We start from the raw sequence: 17,825 nt of genomic DNA, 5'->3' as shown, positions 1-17,825 counted from the left end.
AAGAACAATCGGGTTCTTGAACTAGGAATGCGCACAACATGAAAAGTGAATCAGCGAGGTGAAGATATGAATAGTCTGACGCGCATGTGGAAGAAGGAATGGCCGCTTCATTTGATGCTGCTGCCGGGTTTAGCTATGATTGTTATTTTTAGTTACATTCCTATGACAGGAATCATGATGGCTTTTCAAAAATATGTGCCGAATAAAGGGTTGTTCGGCTCCCCGTTTATCGGATGGAGGAACTTCCAGCTGTTAATGGATTATCCGGATATCGGCCGCATCTTCTTTAATACGGTATACATTGCTGTAATGAAAATCGTTGCCGGTTTGTTCGTGCCAATCACGATAGCAATTTTGCTTAATGAATTGCGTAGAGAATGGATGAAAAGAACGTTCCAAACCCTGGTCTATCTGCCCCATTTTCTATCCTGGGTGCTGCTGAGCGGGATTTTGGTCGATATTTTGTCTCCTTCCTCCGGCATATTGAACCAGCTGCTTGGATGGTTCGGCATGAAGCCGATTTTCTTTCTTGGCGATAATAACTGGTTCCCTTATGTCATGGTCATCTCCGATGTATGGAAAGAATTTGGATTTGGTACCATTGTTTATTTGGCCGCACTGACAGGAATTAATCCTACGCTTTATGAAGCCGCTCAAATCGATGGTGCGGGCCGCTGGAAACAAACGCTTCACGTGACGCTGCCGGGCATGATGCCGATCATCGTTCTTATGCTGACGCTTAATATCGGCAATGTGCTGAATGCGGGATTTGATCAAATCTTTAACCTGTACAGCGCACCGGTTTATGAAAGTGCCGATATCATTGATACTTTTGTCTACCGTATGGGGATCCAGCAAGCCCAGTTCGGATTTGCCACAGCTGTCGGCTTATTGAAATCCGTCGTATCCTTTATTTTCATTTCCGTATCCTACGTACTCGCATACCGACTAGCGAATTACCGTATTTTCTAATAGATGAAAAGTCGGTGATTCAGAAAGGAGACTGACCGTGGTTATTAAACCGTCATTCGGAAGAAGGGCTTTTCTAGTTTGCAACCTAGTCTTTCTAGCGTTTATATCTTTTTTATGCTTAATGCCGATCCTTCATATTTTGGCGATTTCGTTTAGCTCGGGTTCGGCGGCGGCAGCCGGCAAGGTTGCGCTGTGGCCTGTAGAGTTTACAACGGCGGCTTATGATAACGTGTTCGGCAAGCCTGAGTATGTAAGAGCCTTTGGCATTTCGATTCAACGGGTTGTTGTCGGGACGGTATTAAGTATGTTGTTAACGATTATTACAGCTTATCCTTTATCCAAGGATCGCAATACGTTTCGTCTAAGAACCGTCTATGCATGGATATTTGTTTTCACGATTTTGTTCAACGGCGGACTCATTCCTACCTATTTGACAATTAAAAGCTTGGGACTTATTGATACTCTCGGAGCGTTGGTGCTACCTATGGCAATTAACGTGTTCAACGTCATCCTGCTATTGAACTTTTACCGCAATCTGCCCAGGGAGCTTGAGGACGCTTCACGGATTGACGGAGCCGGGCATTTTGCAACGCTTTGGAAAATATATGTACCGCTATCGTTGCCCGCACTGGCGACAACGGGGCTTTTTACGATGGTAGGGCATTGGAATAGCTGGTTCGACGGCATGCTTTATATGAATCACCCGGAAAATTATCCGCTGCAAACTTTCTTGCAAACCGTTATTATTAAGATGGATTTCCGATTTCTTAAATCAGAAAATGTGGAACTCATGCTGCAGCTGTCTGACCGTACAAGCAGGGCGGCACAAATCTTCGTAGCGGCTTTCCCGATTCTTATTGTCTATCCATTCTTGCAGCGGTTTTTCATCAAGGGCATTGTAATGGGAAGCGTAAAAGAATAGACAAAGAAGGTCGTAGATCTCGGGCACAGGAGAACAAACGATGAAAAGTATATTCTTTTTACAGGATTCCTCTATATTCAAAAAAATAATGGCTGCCTTTTTGGCAGCCTTACTGCCGCTTATGGCAATTACCTGGATGATGAATGAGCAAGGGGCCAATCATATCCGCAGTGAAATATCCGATTCGATTTTGAATACGACAAGGTTTTATTTAGACTCCCTGGATCAGGAAGCAGACCGGATCAGCCGATATCTGCCTAACTACGTCATGGACAGGGATTTGATGGAAGTGGCGGCGACAGGCGAGCAGATGAACTCCTATGAGCGGTCGTATAAAATACTGGATATTCAGCACCGCCTGGATTTAATGAAAAATTCCAGTCCGTTCATTCGCGAGGCGAAGGCGTACATTCCGCATATCGAGCGCACGGTGCTGAGCAACAGCTTTGAAACCAATCTGGATGCAGAAGAATATGAAGCGATGCAGCCAGACAAGAAGCTTTATACGGAGCCCTTTATTTATTGGAAGGACCGGCTGTTTATTACGATGCAGTACCCTGCAGGCAAAAAGGACCCGCTCTATGTGGTAGGCGTAGAGCTCTCAACCGGCAAAATTAAAGAAACCTTAGCGCAAATCGGCAATAGCAGGGGAGGCCAGACCGTATTGTTAAACCTGGAGCGCGGCTGGGAAATCAATAGCGGCTCCGACCTTGAATTGCATGATCTGATGAAGCAGCTGGCTTTTGAGAAGCAGGCAGCGAAAATAGATGAAGGCTATGATACGATTCATTATAAAAACAAGCGCTTTCTAACCGTATTCAAGTATTCCAGTCTCTGGAATTCATACACGGTAACTTGCATACCGGAAGAGATGATTCTCGGTTCATTGCAGGTATATAGGGCATTGTTTTGGTGGGCTTGCGCGCTTGCTGTTTGTATTTTTTTATTTTTTACCTATTTTATCATCCGATTAATATACCGTCCGTTGTTAAAGCTGGTGCGTTCCTTCCGCCGCATGCAGCAAAACGAGCTGGAGCCGATCTTGATCGACCGCAGGCAGGATGAGTTCGGCTATTTATACCAGGCTTTTAACGATACCGTGAAATCTTTGAAAACACTGATTGAGGAAAATTATGAGCAGCAAATTCGCAATCAGCGTTCGGAGCTGAAGCGATTGCAATCGCAAATCAATCCTCATTTTTTATATAATTGCTTTTTCGTGCTTTGCCGCTTGATTAAATCCGATACCCAGAAGGAAAAAGCCTACCAGTTCTGTTTGTACATCGGGCAATATTTTCAGTTCATTACTCGCCATCATGATGACGACATTCTGCTGGAGATGGAGCTTGAGCATTCCCGCACTTATGTAGAGATGCAGTCGATCTGTTACGGGGAACGAATCGAAGTGCTGTTTGAAGTCGAAGCCCAGCCGATTGAAGTTCCCCGATTGATTTTGCAGCCTATTATTGAAAATGCTTATAAGTACGCCCTTGGCAATATGCGCGGCACGGGCGAGCTATGGGTGCACAGCAAGCTGCGAAATGATGCTTTTTACATTTACGTAGAAGATAACGGCGAGTTCATTACGGATGAGGAAATCGAAGCGCTTGGCAAGAAGCTGCGTTTTTCAACGAACCAGATGGAGGAGACAACCGGCCTGCTTAATGTTCATCGCAGAATTCAGCTTCGTTATGGAGAAGAGTATGGGATTACCGTATCACGCTCTGAGCTTGGCGGGCTTCAAGCTATTATTAAACTGAGCATGAGCTAAGGAGGAATCGCCATGTACAGGCTTTTAATCGTGGATGATTTGCCGATTATTGTAGATGGTCTTCTGGAGTTGTTCGAGAAGACGGAGCATTTGGAGCTTGAAGTCATGAAGGCCTATTCCGGCGAAGAAGCGCTTGAGGTGCTGTCCCATCACCGGATGGATATTGTGATTTCGGACATTAAGATGTCCGGCATAGAGGGCATTGAGCTGCTTCAGGAAATCAAATCGCAGTGGCCGGCGTGCAAAGTTATTTTATTGACAGGGTTCAATGATTTTCACTATGCGAAGAACGCCCTAACGTTTGGCGCCTTTGATTATTTGCTGAAAGTGGAAAGCGACGAGAAGATCATTCATACCGTTGAACGGGCGATAGAGGAAATCGAAGAGGAACAGGGTCAGGCTCAAATGATCTTGCGGGCCCAGTCCAAAATGAGAATAGCGATGCCTTCCCTGCAGAAGGAATATATCTGGGGTCTATTACAAGGTAAGACGATGACGGGTCAGCAGCTTCGGGACGCTTTTGCGGAAATGGACATTCCGCTCGACGCATCGCTCCCTGCCTATTTACTGATTGGCCGGATCGATGCCTGGAAGGAAATGTTCACAGCGCCGGACAAGGCTTTGCTCGCTTACGCACTTCAAAATATCGGCGATGAGTATTTATCCGCCCTTGTGCGCTGCTTCTCCGTCGTATTTGATATGAACAAAATGGTATGGATCTTTCAGTCTAAAGCCGGTCCGGATATAACGGCGGATACCCGTACGATGGAATGGACCCGGGCATACCGCTATGTGAGCGGCAATTTGGAGACGATCCAGGCGACCAGCAAAAGGCTGCTGAACCTCTCCGTATCTTTTCTTATTGGCAGCGAGGCTGTCCCCTGGAATCGGCTGTCGGATCGTTTTCATGCGATGAAATACGGTCTTATGCAAGGCCATGGCTTGTTCCATGAGGTCATCATGACCGATCAAGATCTTCAGAAGTCCGAAGAAAAAGAGAAGGCGAAAAGCTATCATGACAGCTTTTTTCACGCTCGCGTGCAGCTGCTGATGAGCTGTCTTGAAAATAATCACCGCGAGCAGTTTAATCATCAATTCGTTGAATTGACAGACATCTGGAACGATCCGGATACTCCATATGAGCGCAAGGTTGAGTTGTACCATTTCCTATCTGCGGTATTTCTGGCGCATTTGCACAAAAATAAAGATATGCGAGACTATATGAATACCCAGATGAATTTGGATAAACTGTTCCGTCAGGAGGAGACCGCTTCATGGACGGAGCTCATTCCATACTATTGGCAAATTGCGGACTGCTTTTTTGAATGGAATGCGATTCGAGGAACAGAGCTGCCGGCGGAGGTCGTTAATAAGGTGCATCGTTATATAGAGGAGCATATTGCGGATGATATATCCCTAACCGCGATCGGGGATTATGTCAGCTTGAATCCATCCTATTTATCAAGGCTTTACAAGCAGATAACCGGAATCGGACTGTCTAAATACGTAAATGATTACCGCAATGTCATTGCAAAAGATATGCTGCTCAATACATCCATGAAGGTCAATGAAATTGCCGCCAAGCTCGGCTACAATTCAGCGCTTGCCTTTATCCGCTTTTTTAAGAAGCAAAATGATATGACGCCACAGGATTTTCGAACGGCTCGCAACGAAACCATGCACCAAGGTCAATAAATGTATATGGAATGTAAGCAATGATCTATTTTGATGCGCGGAGTCACCCCTTACAATGAAATTAGGATGCAATTGTACATGCAAGGGGGACTAACATTGAGAACATTAACGGCAGTACTATTAGGCGCAGGCAGTAGAGGAAGATACATCTATGGACCGTATGCGGAAAAATTTCCGAATGAACTGAAGTTTGTTGCGGTAGCCGAGCCGGATGATGAACGCAGACAACGTTTTGCAGAGATTCATCAGATTGCTGAAGAACACGTTTACAATTCGTGGGACAAAGCATTTGAGCAGGGGAAAATAGCCGACGTGATGATCATCTGCACGCTTGATCGGATGCACTATATACCAGCAATGAAAGCGATGGAGCTTGGCTACCATGTCATGCTGGAGAAGCCCATGTCACCGAATGTGCGGGAATGTATAGAATTGGAGCAAGCTTCTCTTAAGCATAAGCGTTTGCTGGTGGTCACGCATGTGCTTCGCTATTCCCCGTTCTGGTCGGGCATCAAGAAATGCATCGAGGATGGGGAATTGGGCGCGATCGGCACCATTCAGTTAACCGAAAACGTAGGCTATCACCATATGGTTCATAGCTACGTACGCGGCAATTGGCGCAATTCCGAGGAAACAAGTCCGATGATTCTGGCCAAATCCTGCCACGACCTGGACCTCATCTCCTGGCTGATGGATGAACCGTGCACTGCGGTCAGCTCCTTTGGCTCATTGCTTCATTTTAAAGCCGAGAACGCGCCGGAGGGTGCTACGGACTGCTGCATCGATGGTTGCGAAGCCGAGAGGGAATGTGCTTTTTCAGCGATTAAAATGTACTTGGAGCAACCTGCCGATCATTGGGCGCGCTATATGACGCACGATTTATCACAGGAAGGCATTATCCGGGCGCTTAAGGAAGGACCGTTCGGCCGCTGCGTCTATCGCTGCGATAATAATGTTGTCGACCATCAGGTCGTCAATATGGAATTTGCCAGCGGCGCTAATGCTAATTTCATTATGTCGGGATTAACCCAAAGCGGTACTCGCCGTGTGCAGATTATGGGTACGCAGGGAGAGATCATGGGCGACATGGATAAGGGTTCTTTTACGCTGTACCGTTATGCGACGGGCGAAGAGATTGAAATTAAATGCAGCGTGCAGGGCGACGGCCACGGCGGAGGCGATGAGCGCATGGTGAGCTCCTTCCTTAAAAATGTACATAAGTTCGACCGCAACCCGTCTCAAGGCCTTACATCGGCTACCGCTTCCTTGCAAAGCCATTTGATTGCTTTCGCTTCCGAACGATCCCGTTTGCAGCAGGGCAGAAGCATCAAGCTGACCGAGATGTATCAGAAGGAAGAAGCGGGTGTTTAATTGTACACAACTGTGGAACTTGAATTAATTCGACCGCAAATTCGCCGTATGAGTTGAATGAAGCCGCGAGGGTGGACGGCGCCATAGCCGCTGCAGATGATGATCTGCCGGCTAATGGTTCACCTTCGGACTGATCTTCTAAGACATTTCGCGAGCAAAGAAGGGAATGAGGAATGAGAATTTTTTATTTTTGAAAGCGATTCCAATCAGGGCGTTTGCCGAATTTCGTGAAAGGGGGATCCATTTAGGTATTCATCACTAAGCGGGTAAAGAATTCAGGCATTTCTACACTTGAGATTAAAAAGGAGCTGACCTAATGACGTTGAACAAGAAATGGGGATCCGTCCTGCTGACAGTAGTATTGCTGATTTCCTCGATTTCTGCGGTGCAGGCAAAATCGCCTGTTCCGGCAGTGGAGGAGACGCAATTCCGCAATCTTGCGGCCGGCCTCCCATATGAATGGTCCGAGGAGCCAGAAGCGTCGCATCCTGACAACGGTTACAAACTTACGGATGGAAAATACGGCACGTTGGATATGAATGACCCGGCATGGGTAGGGCATCTGCGTGGAAAAACGCGGGAAGTCGTCTTTGATCTCGGTGAGGAAAAGTCAATCGGAAAGATTACCGCTCACTTCTTCCAAGATTATCCTACCAACTCGATCCTCGTACCTTTGACCGTATCGATGTATGTCTCCGATGATAAAGAACATTGGGGCCTGCTGTCACATAACGCCACTCAGCTGCTCTGGGGGGAAGGACCGCCAAGGCAGGAGAACTTTGAATGGGACGGCAGCCGGGATGGAATCAAAGGCGGGAATACGGACGGCAAGCTGGCTTATGCGCGTTATGTTAAAGTAACCTTTACGATGCATCCTTCGCAATGGGAATACATTGACGAAATCGAAATTATAGGTACGGATGGCAAGGCTCAGGGGGCGGTAAAGGTTCCTGCCGAACAGCCTCGTTTTTTGGAGCCGGGAGAAGCTACAGCCGGTATCCGGAACCTGAATCTGCTGTATAACGGACAATATGCAAACGGTTTGGGTGATTGGAACAAAGAACGGATCATCCCGAACATCAGTTATGTAAATCAAGATGGCGAGCCTGTCGACTGGCTTTTTGACGGGATATTATATCTCGGACTGGCTTCGCCTGCCGGCCGTGACTTCGGTGTCGGACAAACGATCCTGGAGGACTGGAACTGGTATTTGGATAAAACCTTCGCACCCGCGGGGGATATGCAGCAGTTGAATGAGGCAACAGTGGAAGTCGGAGCCAAGCTGGACCAGCCTGATCATAAAATGAAGGTTGTGCTCATGATTCCGAACCCGGGGAAATACGTAAACGACTTTGGCGACGTTGACGGTGACGGGGTATCCGAAAGCTTTAACGACTCGGTTGTCGGCAAAGAGAAAGCGCTCGAAAACCGGATAAAAGCGATGCAGTGGTGGCTGGATCAGGTTCGCCAAAGATGGCAGGAGGCGAACTATTCCCATCTGGAGCTTGTCGGCATGTACTGGCTGGAAGAACAAATCAGCACAAGCGATACAGGCCCCGATTTACTTAAAGCTGTAAGCGGCAAAGTTCATGACATGAACTTGAAATTTTTCTGGATTCCGCACTCTTTGGCATACAAAAGCTTTATGTGGAAAGAGGTAGGGTTTGATGCCGTGGCGCTTCAGCCTAACTATTTCTTCGGCGGAACGGATTCCGACCGTTTGGAAGATGCCTCGAACCTGGCCAAGCAATATGGGATGTCGAACGAGCTGGAGTTCGATGATCGGATGCTGACGGACGACGTATTCCGCAACCGCTATGTCGAATACTTGAACAGCGGCGTTGAAACCGGCTTGATGCAAAATGGTTTTAGAGCTTATTACCAAGGCAATAATGCCGTTTACAACTTAGGGGTAAGCAAAGACCCAAGCTTGCGTTTGATGTATGACTGGCTGTACCAGTTCTTGAACGGAACGTACACGATTGACAGCAGCCCGACACCGGAGACAATGGAGGAGCTTGTACGCAGTTATGTCGCGTCGAACGAAATCAATTCGGCTTTTGGCAATGAGTTGTTGTATCGTTTGCAGATCATCAAGCTGCTTCTGGAGCAAAACAAGCCGAAGGATGCCGTAACGTATATGCAGGATTTCCTCGTACACATTCATGACCCGGCCGTGCAAGCACACGGGTTGATTTCGGCACCGGCAGCAACGGTGCTTGATACCTATGCCCAAGTTCTCATGGAAACTTGGTCTGACGACTGGGGCCTCAGCAATCTGGCTCAAGGTCTAAGCTATGCCATTTCGCGACCGCCTAACAGCAACTATCCCGATTCCGGGAATGAACTGACGAACGGCCTATTCGGCGGAACGGATTTCAGCAACGAGCAGTGGCAGGGTCATGCGGGAAGCGCCTACCCTGAAGAACGAAGCCGCACCATCACATTGGATTTGGGCCGCAACAAATCGATCGGATCAATCAGAGCCCATTTTCTTCAGGATCAAGGACCTGGGATCTATTTCCCTCAGAACGTCGCTTTTTCCGTTTCAACGAACGGCCAAACCTGGAGCTCGCTGGCAACCGTTTCTCCGCCATCGGCTCATGATGCTGCCTCTGCCGAATTCGTGAGATGGAGCGGCTCAGCAGACGGCGTGCCGGGGAAAGCGGGAGCCGATAAAGTGTTCGCCCGCTACGTCAAGATCGAATTCCCGGTCAACGTCTGGGTCTTCCTTGATGAAATCGAAGTTCTTGGCATGGACGGCAAGGCGAATGGAGCCGTCGTTTTGCCGCCGACGCCGTAAATACCGGGCATCCGGTAACGGCAGAGAATTCCATGACATATTCTGTCGCGCCATGATGCATGGTATCTTATGATTCCTAATAAAAAGCCATGAGCGCAGCATTATTTTTCACGCTGTGACCCATGGCTTTTGCTTTTGAATCGGTCCTGGCGCCCCCATGGGAAGTGAAGGACTCGAGGAAGCCGAGTTGGACGAGATGTTCGACTACCATGAGAAATATGCTCGAGCGTATGAGCACTAAGTAAAGTATCGTGTAAGGCTGGAGGATTTATGGAAAGGTTAGCCAGAGTCTACTGGTTGGCCTTTTTTTGTACTCGTCTTGATGGCACAATGGAAAAAAATGTACTGCAACTTTTATCGGTTATAAGCGTCATTACCATAAGACACCAGTAGAAGAGGGGATAGAAAGGAAATGAATAAGGTTTTATCAGGGCTCGTATTCGTTTTGGTAATGATGATCAGCTTACCGGGCCAGGCATCTATGGAGCAGGCTTCCCTAGATGTAAGTTTTCAGGACGAACAGTTGGAGCAAGCAATAAAGCAGATTTTAAAAAAGGATGAAAATGCGGCTGTTACACAGAAAGATATGCAATCATTAACCTTGGTTGATCTTTCAAGACGAGGAATTAAAAGCATTCAAGGCTTGCAATATGCATCGAATTTGAAATATGTTGACTTGTCCGATAATGAAATTGACGATATTACGCCACTCAAGTCATTGACTAAGATTCGCGAACTTGATATTGCTGACAATCAGATCGCTTCAATTCAGGATTTATCCGCCATGACGGATTTGGAGATGTTGATCGTAAGCCAGAACCAAATTTCGTCGATTGATGTGATCAAGCAGCTGGGGCGTCTGCATACATTTGAAGCGAACGATAATCAAATCTCGGACATTACGGCATTATCAATGGCCACAGAATTAACATGGTTACAATTGAATGGGAACCAGATAGCAAAAATTCAACCTTTAAGCAAATTAACCAAGCTAAAGAATCTGGAAATAGCGAGCAATCGATTCTCGGACCTGAGTCCGCTTAAGCCTCTATCCAAAAGTTTAATGAGCCTAAACATCGGAAGCAATCGAATTTCGGATCTCCGTGCGCTTGAAGGGATGACGCTAATGAGGGCTCTTTCCGCGGAAAACAATCAGATCAAGAAACTAGATCCACTGAAAAAAATGTCTAACCTGTCTTCCTTGAATCTAAACTCTAATTTGGTTTACAATCTTGAGCCTTTGAAATCCTTAAGCGAACTTCATTATTTACATCTAGCGGATAACCGTGTGTGGAATTTGGATCCCATTCGAAATCATACGTTCGATCCTCCTCATTTTGACACGGGAGCAATTAGATACGCGTTGGATTTAAGCGGTAACTATTTGGATTTAAGAAGTGCGACCAAAACGTATCAACTACTCAATAAGCTCGGTGGGGATGGATCCCGCCAACTGAAAGCCCAGCGATTAGTGATCGGGAGCAGAACTGCTTACATAGGAGAGAGTTCATTTAAGTTAAGCGAAGCCTCGTTTATTGCATCGAGCCGCACTTATGTCCCGATTCGATTTGTATCCGAGCGATTGGGTTCGAAGGTAGGGTGGAACCAAAGCAAACAAGAGGTAACGATCAGCAAAGACAACACGACGATCCGTTGGAAAGTGAATGAAAAGAAAGCAAACGTGAATGGAAAAACCGTTTCATTTGATGCGCCGTTACTGTTGAAGAAGAATAGTTCGTTTATCCCCGTACGCTTCGTGTCCGAGCTGTTAGGATCTCCCGTTGAATACGTGGCGAATCCCAAAACGGTAATCATATTTGAGCAAAAATAGCTTCATTACGTACTGCCTGAGCCCTCCGGCGTAAATTGCTGGAGGGGTTTGTTTTAAAATAACAAGGATTGAGTTAGGGTCAAGGATATAATCGAACCGTGGGAGGAGTCAACTATGAAAAAAACAATACTCGCACTAACATTTTCTTTAGTGTGTACCTTACTAATCGGTAATCCTGCGATAAGCTTCGCCGATAATTTATCGAACACGGTTGACAATGGAATAATCGAAAATGGACGAATGCTGATTCCATTACGCGCTGTTTCAGAGAAATTCAATTCAGAAGTAACTTGGAACCAGGCAAAAAAAAGCATTACGATTATTCGCGGCAAACGAGAGCTATTGCTGCGTGTGAACTCTCGCACAGCTTTATTAAATAACGCTGCTTTCAGCCTTGATGTGCCAGCAAAAATCGATCATGGAACGACTTATGTGCCCGCACGTGTTTTTGCTGAAGCTTTTGGCGGAACGGCGCTGTGGTCCAAACAAGAGCGAAAAACAACCATTACGATCGGTCTGCAACAGGTCTTTATCCATACAGAGCCGCAGAAGCCTTGGAGAATGAGTCAAGAAAGAATAAACGTACTGAATGAAAAGATAAATGAAGCCACCGATCTCTCAAGCTATTCCCAAATCCGAACACATTTCAGACCTTATTTCACGGACTCATTTATTAACAAGATTATTCACAGTAATGGCATTAAAAATAACGCTATACTAACAAAAAAGGCCGATATTACTTATAGTAGTACCACAGCGGCGAGAATGCACCAATCGGCTTACTTTGAAAGCGGACCTGTCAATCTTGAGCTTGTTGATCGTTTTGTATTCTATAAATTGGTTGATAACCAATGGAAGGTAGATGATGTGAACGTGGGTAGACAAATTATTGCGCCATAATACGGTCGAGAGCAGGATAAGCGCCAGAAGAATTATGATGTCGCTGCATGATATTTTTAAAGAAGGGTTTAAAAACAGCCGATCCACGTGGATCGGCTGTTTGTGTTTAAGCTAATGAGCAGCTTAATAATGTTATACCTCATGCAATCGTAAGGGATGCAATGTATCCTATTCCATATGGAGGATGCTGGCTAGTTACATTCTACCGATGGACTAATACTGCATCACTGATCAATGCGAAAGATTTTTGTGAGCTGAATATCTTAAGGTTTGCAGCCAAAAATATGTCAGCATGCCCAGCAGCGTAATCATTCCACCTACAAATTGAAATGCGGAGATCGTTTCTCCCAACAACAGATAAGCCAGCATAATGGCCAAAACGGGTTCGCCGATAATGCCTACGGAAACCGTTGTTGCACCAATGGACTTGAGCAGCACGTTGAAAACATATTGGCCAAAGATCGTGGGAATGATCGCAAGCAGAAGGAAGTATGTCCAATCCGAAGCGTTGTAATGGGTCAAAGAATGGTGATTCCACAAACTGTAGACGAGCAGGACACTCCCCCAGTAAAGAAGACGACAGCACTATATAGATTCGCATTGATTTTGTGGCTCACTTTCTGTCCGACCAGCATATAAGCCGACACCAGTATGGTTCCTATCAGTGACAAACCATCCCCGATCAATGCCTCTCTTGAAACTCCAATATCTCCCCAAGCGATAATAAGCGAGCCAAACAAGGCGGCAACCAAGCAGAGAACGGTCAACACACTCGCTCGTTCCCTAAACATATAGTACGAACCGATCATCACAAACAAGGGCTGTAGCGCCAGGATAACCATGGAACTCGCCACGGAGGTATATACCAACGACTCCATCCAAAACAGGAAATGCAATCCCAGAAGCAGGCCGGCCAAAAAAACGGTTCTCCAATCCTTCGAGTCCAGTTTCGAGGAGCGGAGCGTTTTCCAGGGGACAAACGGAAGCATGATGAGTGCCGATAGATAAAGTCTGTACATACCGGCTACAGCGGTTGGCGTGTCCGATGATTTGATCATGATCGAAGATACGGATACCGACAGAATGGCGATAAAAAGCAGGATATACGGATGAAGCTGTAACGTTAATTTATATCTTTTCAATGATTACCCTCCAAGAGGGCCTATCCGATCGTCTGTGCACAGGCTAGTGATAAGCCAAATTCATGATATAATAATATCATCGTATATTATTGTATAGTGTAATTATATCCTTCAATAATATAGATATATCGTCATAGAAAGGAGCTAGTTGGAATGGCAAAGCCGCTGCATGAAACTATTTTGTACCCCGACGATTCGTTTCCTTATATCATGTACACGCATACGCTTCATAAAAGCATTCCCGAAGGCAGAGGATTCAACGATCTGCATTGGCACGAAGATCTGCAGATCACGTTGGTGACGAAAGGAAAACTGAGTATTCAAGTAAATGGGATGGATCATGAGCTGGAAACCGGCCAGGCGATTCTGATCAACAAGGGAGTTCTTCATGTGGCGACGCAGCTAACGCATGACGGTCAATATGTGAGTTTCAATTTTCCTGAGAAACTGCTCGCCTTCCACGCGGACAGTGCCATGGAAAAAAATTATGTGCTCCCTTTTACCCATTCTTCTTTCGTTTCGCTCGTGATCACAGGAGACGCGGAGTGGGAGAAGCAGGTATTGGACCTGCTCTGGGAAATGAGAAAGAAGTTTAATATTAAAAAAAGCTGGGGATGGGAATATGAGATTTCGATTCAAACCGTACAGCTATGGTACATCTTGATCTCCAATATGTCGGTCTCTCCCGTGGAAGCACCAAAACACGTGAAGCGGCAACAGGAGAGACTGCAATTCATGCTTAGCTTCATACATCAAAACTACTCGTTTCCTGTAACGCTGCAAGAAATTGCCGATGTTGCGCATCTGAGCATCTCGGAGTGCACCCGATGTTTTAAAAAAACGGTTCATATGACCCCCTACGAGTATCTGATCAAGTACCGGATAAAGAAAAGCAGCGAATTATTAATATCAACGGACGACACCATAACCGAGATCGCCCACAGGGTAGGCTTCAATCATGTCAATCATTTTATTCAGTCTTTTAAAAAGTACCACGAAAGAACACCCAAAGATTTTAGAAAGCATAGAGCTGAAATGAAACATTCCAAAGTTTAACGTATATCCATTCAGTTTCATACTTTAACTGAGAAGACGATAGAGAAATCGGTAGTCTATCGTGAGGTCGCGTATATGTCGGTTCTGAAAAAACGCAAGTGGATTTTATGGTTGTCCGCTTTAGTCCTGATCGTTGCAGTTCCAATAACAATTTTCATGCAAATTATCATTCATTCAAATATACCAGAACTTGCGGATGGTAGCATTGAGCAGCGGTATGCGCAGAAAGGAAGCTATCATGTAAAGGTAGAAGAAGTTAAGAGAATGAGCGGGGAGGCTTTATTTAGAATATACTACCCGGCATTTCAAGAAGACGAATCCTATCCTATTATTTCATGGGGGAATGGAACGGATGCCACGCCAGATCGTTATGATGAGCTCTTGACTCATCTGGCTAGCTGGGGATTCATAGTAATAGATTCGTACAGCAAGACAACAGGAACAGGCAAAGAAATTGTGGAGGCTATTGATTATTTGAAAAATGAAAACGAACAAGCAAACAGCTTGTTTTATCAAAAAATACAAATGGAACATATTGGTGCAGCTGGGCATTCTCAAGGGGCTACAGGTGTCATTAATGCACATACCAACTATAAAAGTGGATCGTTGATTAAGACGGTTGTTTCCATCGCTCTCCCGGATTTGAAGCATTGTGATCCGGAAGATGTGTACGATACAGCACGTATTACCGTTCCTTTTCTCATTATGGGAGGTACACGAGATTTCATAATCTCACCGGTATCAACGAATCAATTAGCCTTACATAATACTCATGCAAGCACGCCAGTTATGATGGGGATGGCGAAAGGTGCTGCTCATACAGCGATTGAAGGCAATGGGGGCAATCATAGGGGGTACTTGACGGCTTGGATGAGATATCGGCTGTTTGATGATCAGGAAGCCATGAAGGCATTTCATGGGGATTCTTCCGAGATGATGCTAAATACGAATTGGGTGGACGTTGAACAAGCTAATATGGATGATCATACATTCGTGAATCCATAACAATCATGTTCGGTTATATCCCCTCGTGGGATTATGTTCGTGTAATTTATAGGACTTTCTCTCTGGCGGAGTGCTCTTTTGCTTGTATAGACGAAAAGAATCATTTTTCCGGGAAGTTTGATGAAATGGGTATACGACCTCTGTTGAATATAATACGATCAGTCTTATTACGTAACAAGTTCGAATTTACGACAACGGAGGGAAACGCTTTGAAGTACATTAGGACGATTATGATGATAGTAGGCGGCATCTGCTTGTTGGGCATTGGCTGTACCGTTCAGAAACAAGAATCGGAGATAACCCTAAGCGAACTCAAACAATCCGATAACAATATTCGCGTACCACATAATGACCGACTGCATATGTCTACTGATCAGAGGTGGGTTGAGGAAGAAGGGCATCAGTCTGATCTGATTCGGCTTCAATGGACGGCGGAAAGGGCTAAACCTGCAATCGTGTGGCTCGACGAGAAGGGAATGAACAAAACGGCGATCATATCGCATGACAAGGCTAACAATCCTGATCAGCACGACCATAAGCATATCTCATTCGAGACGACGATGTCGCCAACGGGGGAATATCCGAACCAACTGTTTACCCGGTTTGAAATTCCTTACGATACTGACGTTAGCGAGATTCGTACGCATTCTTCCAACTTCAATGTAATGAACGGCATATTGCGAGTCGCAGGGGAAAAAGGGACTAACCGGGATATCCAGTTCAGTGTAGCCGGCAAGGAAAATGAGACGATAACGAGATGGGCCCTTCGGGCAGATAGTTCCGAAGAACCGGGGGATAATTCCGGAGCCGATATGCAGTTCGTTCGTTACGACGATGACGGCAACGTCGTTGATTCCCCGCTAACCATAAAACGCAGCAGCGGTAATGTCGGTTTAGGTACGAATGACCCCGATACCAAGTTAGATGTAAACGGGGATATGCTTCGAATCCGGGAGAAATTTACGCCAGCTTCATCCACAGATGCCTGTAGTCAGGGTCAGATAGCATGGGACGACGATTATGTATATGTTTGCGTTACCGAAAACAAGTGGAAAAGAACAGAGCTCTCGTCTTGGTAACATTGGATAGGTGATAGGCGAAAAGGGGCAAGTGCGGGAAAGGGGCCTTGTCCTTTAACGGTATATGTCAAGGATTGCCGCGGCACAAGAACATGGGCTAAAAAACCATAGTGGGTGTTTCGGCATAGCAAGCATCATCGATCCGGGTAGTTCAACAATCAAAGGAGAACTCCGCAAAATGTGTTATCCATATTTAATTTTGTCATTTATCGCATCCCATTCACTCTTTCTTTTTTTTGAAGAAATCGAACTTGATCACATAATCAAAGAGAAAGGTGATTGCAACAGCTCCAAGTGGAATCATTGCGTGTGCCCATGGCGGATTATTTGGAGCTTCACTAGGGGGTGCATCAATTAAAATCTCAAAAAGAACAACACAGTAAATTACGGCCAATACAATACCTGTTACGTTCCTGCCTTTTTTACGCATGGCTATTTTTCACCTTCCTTAACTTTAACAACCACTGAATATAAATCATCTTATTCTAGAAACGTTGAGAAGCGGGTCTTCCGGAACTTGAAGGTCTGGATAAGCTAAAGTGAACTGTTAAAGAAGGAGAGTCGGAAAGTCATTTTCAGCATCGTTTTCCTGTGGATTAGTCCGACGTTGGGTAGCAACAGGCTTTACCATTATAAGACAAAATGATTTTTAGGTTCAGAATAGGGGACCGGGGAATCCATTCAGACGTGCGATGACGCCGATTTGACCGACATGGTACGACTCATGCTCGAAAACATGATGGAAAATCCATCGCAGAGTCGGCGCCGAAGGCGGTTCCCAACCGTCTGAAAAACGAGGGAGCTGTATGGCTGGTGCATATTCATCGTAAACCATGGAATTGAGCTTCAGCTCCGTTTGGTTCCGAATGTCGATATAGGCCTGTAAAATTTGCTGCGAGTGCTCCAAAGACTGCGGAAGTAGACATTTTCCCTTAGAACTAATCACGTTAATCCACTCGTCTTCGCTGCGCGCGATGTGCTCAACGATCCAGGCGATAGTGTTGGGATGATCGGGATGCTTTGCATACCACTGTTCTTCCGTCAATTGGTTTAAATAAGGGATCAGGATCTTCCTTACATCATTTCGATAAGGAAAAAAAGCAACTAGTTTCATGACTCCTCCGGTAAGAAGATAGAATAAGTAAAAATTGAACTATCATCATAGAGGTTCATTATAGCTTAATATATGGACGGGAACAACGGAATCTCAAAGTTACGATAGTTGAAAGAAAACAGATGGAGCAGTTTGCCTGTTGGCAGCTGCTTCATTTTCATTAC

At 45.6% G+C, this 17,825-nt stretch carries 13 protein-coding genes and 1 pseudogene; 11 read left to right on the top strand and 3 right to left on the bottom strand.

The window, feature by feature from the left end:
- The first annotated feature begins 66 nt into the window (after window positions 1–66).
- The 8 genes from P0X86_RS16920 to P0X86_RS16885 all read left to right on the top strand — a co-directional run bounded on the left by P0X86_RS16920 (window position 67) and on the right by P0X86_RS16885 (window position 12,265).
- Entirely contained in the window at window positions 67–972 is a 906-nt protein-coding gene (locus P0X86_RS16920) for an ABC transporter permease (protein ID WP_009590100.1), read from the top strand.
- Between the two features lie 37 nt (window positions 973–1,009).
- Window positions 1,010–1,894 carry a carbohydrate ABC transporter permease gene (locus P0X86_RS16915; protein ID WP_176502408.1) on the top strand — a complete coding sequence of 295 codons (885 nt, stop codon included), beginning with the start codon at window positions 1,010–1,012 and terminating at the stop codon, window positions 1,892–1,894.
- 40 nt (window positions 1,895–1,934) lie between these two features.
- Entirely contained in the window at window positions 1,935–3,665 is a 1,731-nt protein-coding gene (locus tag P0X86_RS16910; RefSeq protein ID WP_277745949.1) for a sensor histidine kinase, read from the top strand.
- Between the two features lie 12 nt (window positions 3,666–3,677).
- Window positions 3,678–5,360 carry a response regulator gene (locus P0X86_RS16905; RefSeq protein WP_277745948.1) on the top strand — a complete coding sequence of 561 codons (1,683 nt, stop codon included), beginning with the start codon at window positions 3,678–3,680 and terminating at the stop codon, window positions 5,358–5,360.
- Between the two features lie 96 nt (window positions 5,361–5,456).
- The gene (locus P0X86_RS16900) at window positions 5,457–6,731 is read left to right on the top strand and encodes a Gfo/Idh/MocA family protein (protein ID WP_277745947.1); all 1,275 of its coding nucleotides are present in this window, start codon (window positions 5,457–5,459) and stop codon (window positions 6,729–6,731) included.
- A gap of 316 nt (window positions 6,732–7,047) precedes the next feature.
- Window positions 7,048–9,534 (top strand): DUF4855 domain-containing protein, encoded by a 2,487-nt coding sequence (locus P0X86_RS16895; protein ID WP_277745946.1) that lies wholly within the window; start codon window positions 7,048–7,050, stop codon window positions 9,532–9,534.
- A 412-nt stretch (window positions 9,535–9,946) separates the two neighbouring features.
- Complete coding sequence (locus P0X86_RS16890) at window positions 9,947–11,365, top strand: leucine-rich repeat protein (protein ID WP_277745945.1); 1,419 nt, start codon at window positions 9,947–9,949, stop codon at window positions 11,363–11,365.
- 114 nt (window positions 11,366–11,479) lie between these two features.
- Complete coding sequence (locus tag P0X86_RS16885; RefSeq protein WP_145036654.1) at window positions 11,480–12,265, top strand: stalk domain-containing protein; 786 nt, start codon at window positions 11,480–11,482, stop codon at window positions 12,263–12,265.
- Window positions 12,266–12,496: 231 nt separating this feature from the next.
- Here P0X86_RS16885 and P0X86_RS16875 read toward each other — a convergent pair.
- Window positions 12,497–13,407 (bottom strand): annotated as a pseudogene (locus P0X86_RS16875) (DMT family transporter).
- Between the two features lie 153 nt (window positions 13,408–13,560).
- Here P0X86_RS16875 and P0X86_RS16870 point away from each other — a divergent pair.
- From P0X86_RS16870 to P0X86_RS16860, 3 genes are all read left to right on the top strand, one after another.
- Window positions 13,561–14,463, top strand: a complete 903-nt coding sequence (locus P0X86_RS16870) for an AraC family transcriptional regulator (protein ID WP_277745942.1) — start codon at window positions 13,561–13,563, stop codon at window positions 14,461–14,463.
- A gap of 75 nt (window positions 14,464–14,538) precedes the next feature.
- A complete protein-coding gene (locus tag P0X86_RS16865) occupies window positions 14,539–15,468 on the top strand; it encodes a poly(ethylene terephthalate) hydrolase family protein (protein WP_192571763.1) in 930 nt (309 codons plus the stop codon).
- 209 nt (window positions 15,469–15,677) lie between these two features.
- A complete protein-coding gene (locus P0X86_RS16860; RefSeq protein ID WP_192571764.1) occupies window positions 15,678–16,547 on the top strand; it encodes a hypothetical protein in 870 nt (289 codons plus the stop codon).
- A gap of 220 nt (window positions 16,548–16,767) precedes the next feature.
- Here P0X86_RS16860 and P0X86_RS16855 read toward each other — a convergent pair whose 3' ends face one another.
- Both P0X86_RS16855 and P0X86_RS16850 read right to left on the bottom strand, forming a co-directional pair.
- Window positions 16,768–16,977, bottom strand: coding sequence for a hypothetical protein (locus tag P0X86_RS16855; RefSeq protein ID WP_277745941.1), 210 nt, complete (start codon window positions 16,975–16,977; stop codon window positions 16,768–16,770).
- A 225-nt stretch (window positions 16,978–17,202) separates the two neighbouring features.
- Entirely contained in the window at window positions 17,203–17,661 is a 459-nt protein-coding gene (locus P0X86_RS16850; protein WP_096773867.1) for a DinB family protein, read from the bottom strand.
- Window positions 17,662–17,825 lie beyond the last annotated feature (164 nt).

The organism is Paenibacillus sp. BR1-192 (assembly GCF_029542445.1).
In the GTDB taxonomy this organism is placed as follows: domain Bacteria; phylum Bacillota; class Bacilli; order Paenibacillales; family Paenibacillaceae; genus Paenibacillus_AQ; species Paenibacillus_AQ lautus_A.
Note: the sequence above shows the minus strand (reverse complement) of the source record. Positions and strands in the feature narration are given on the sequence as shown.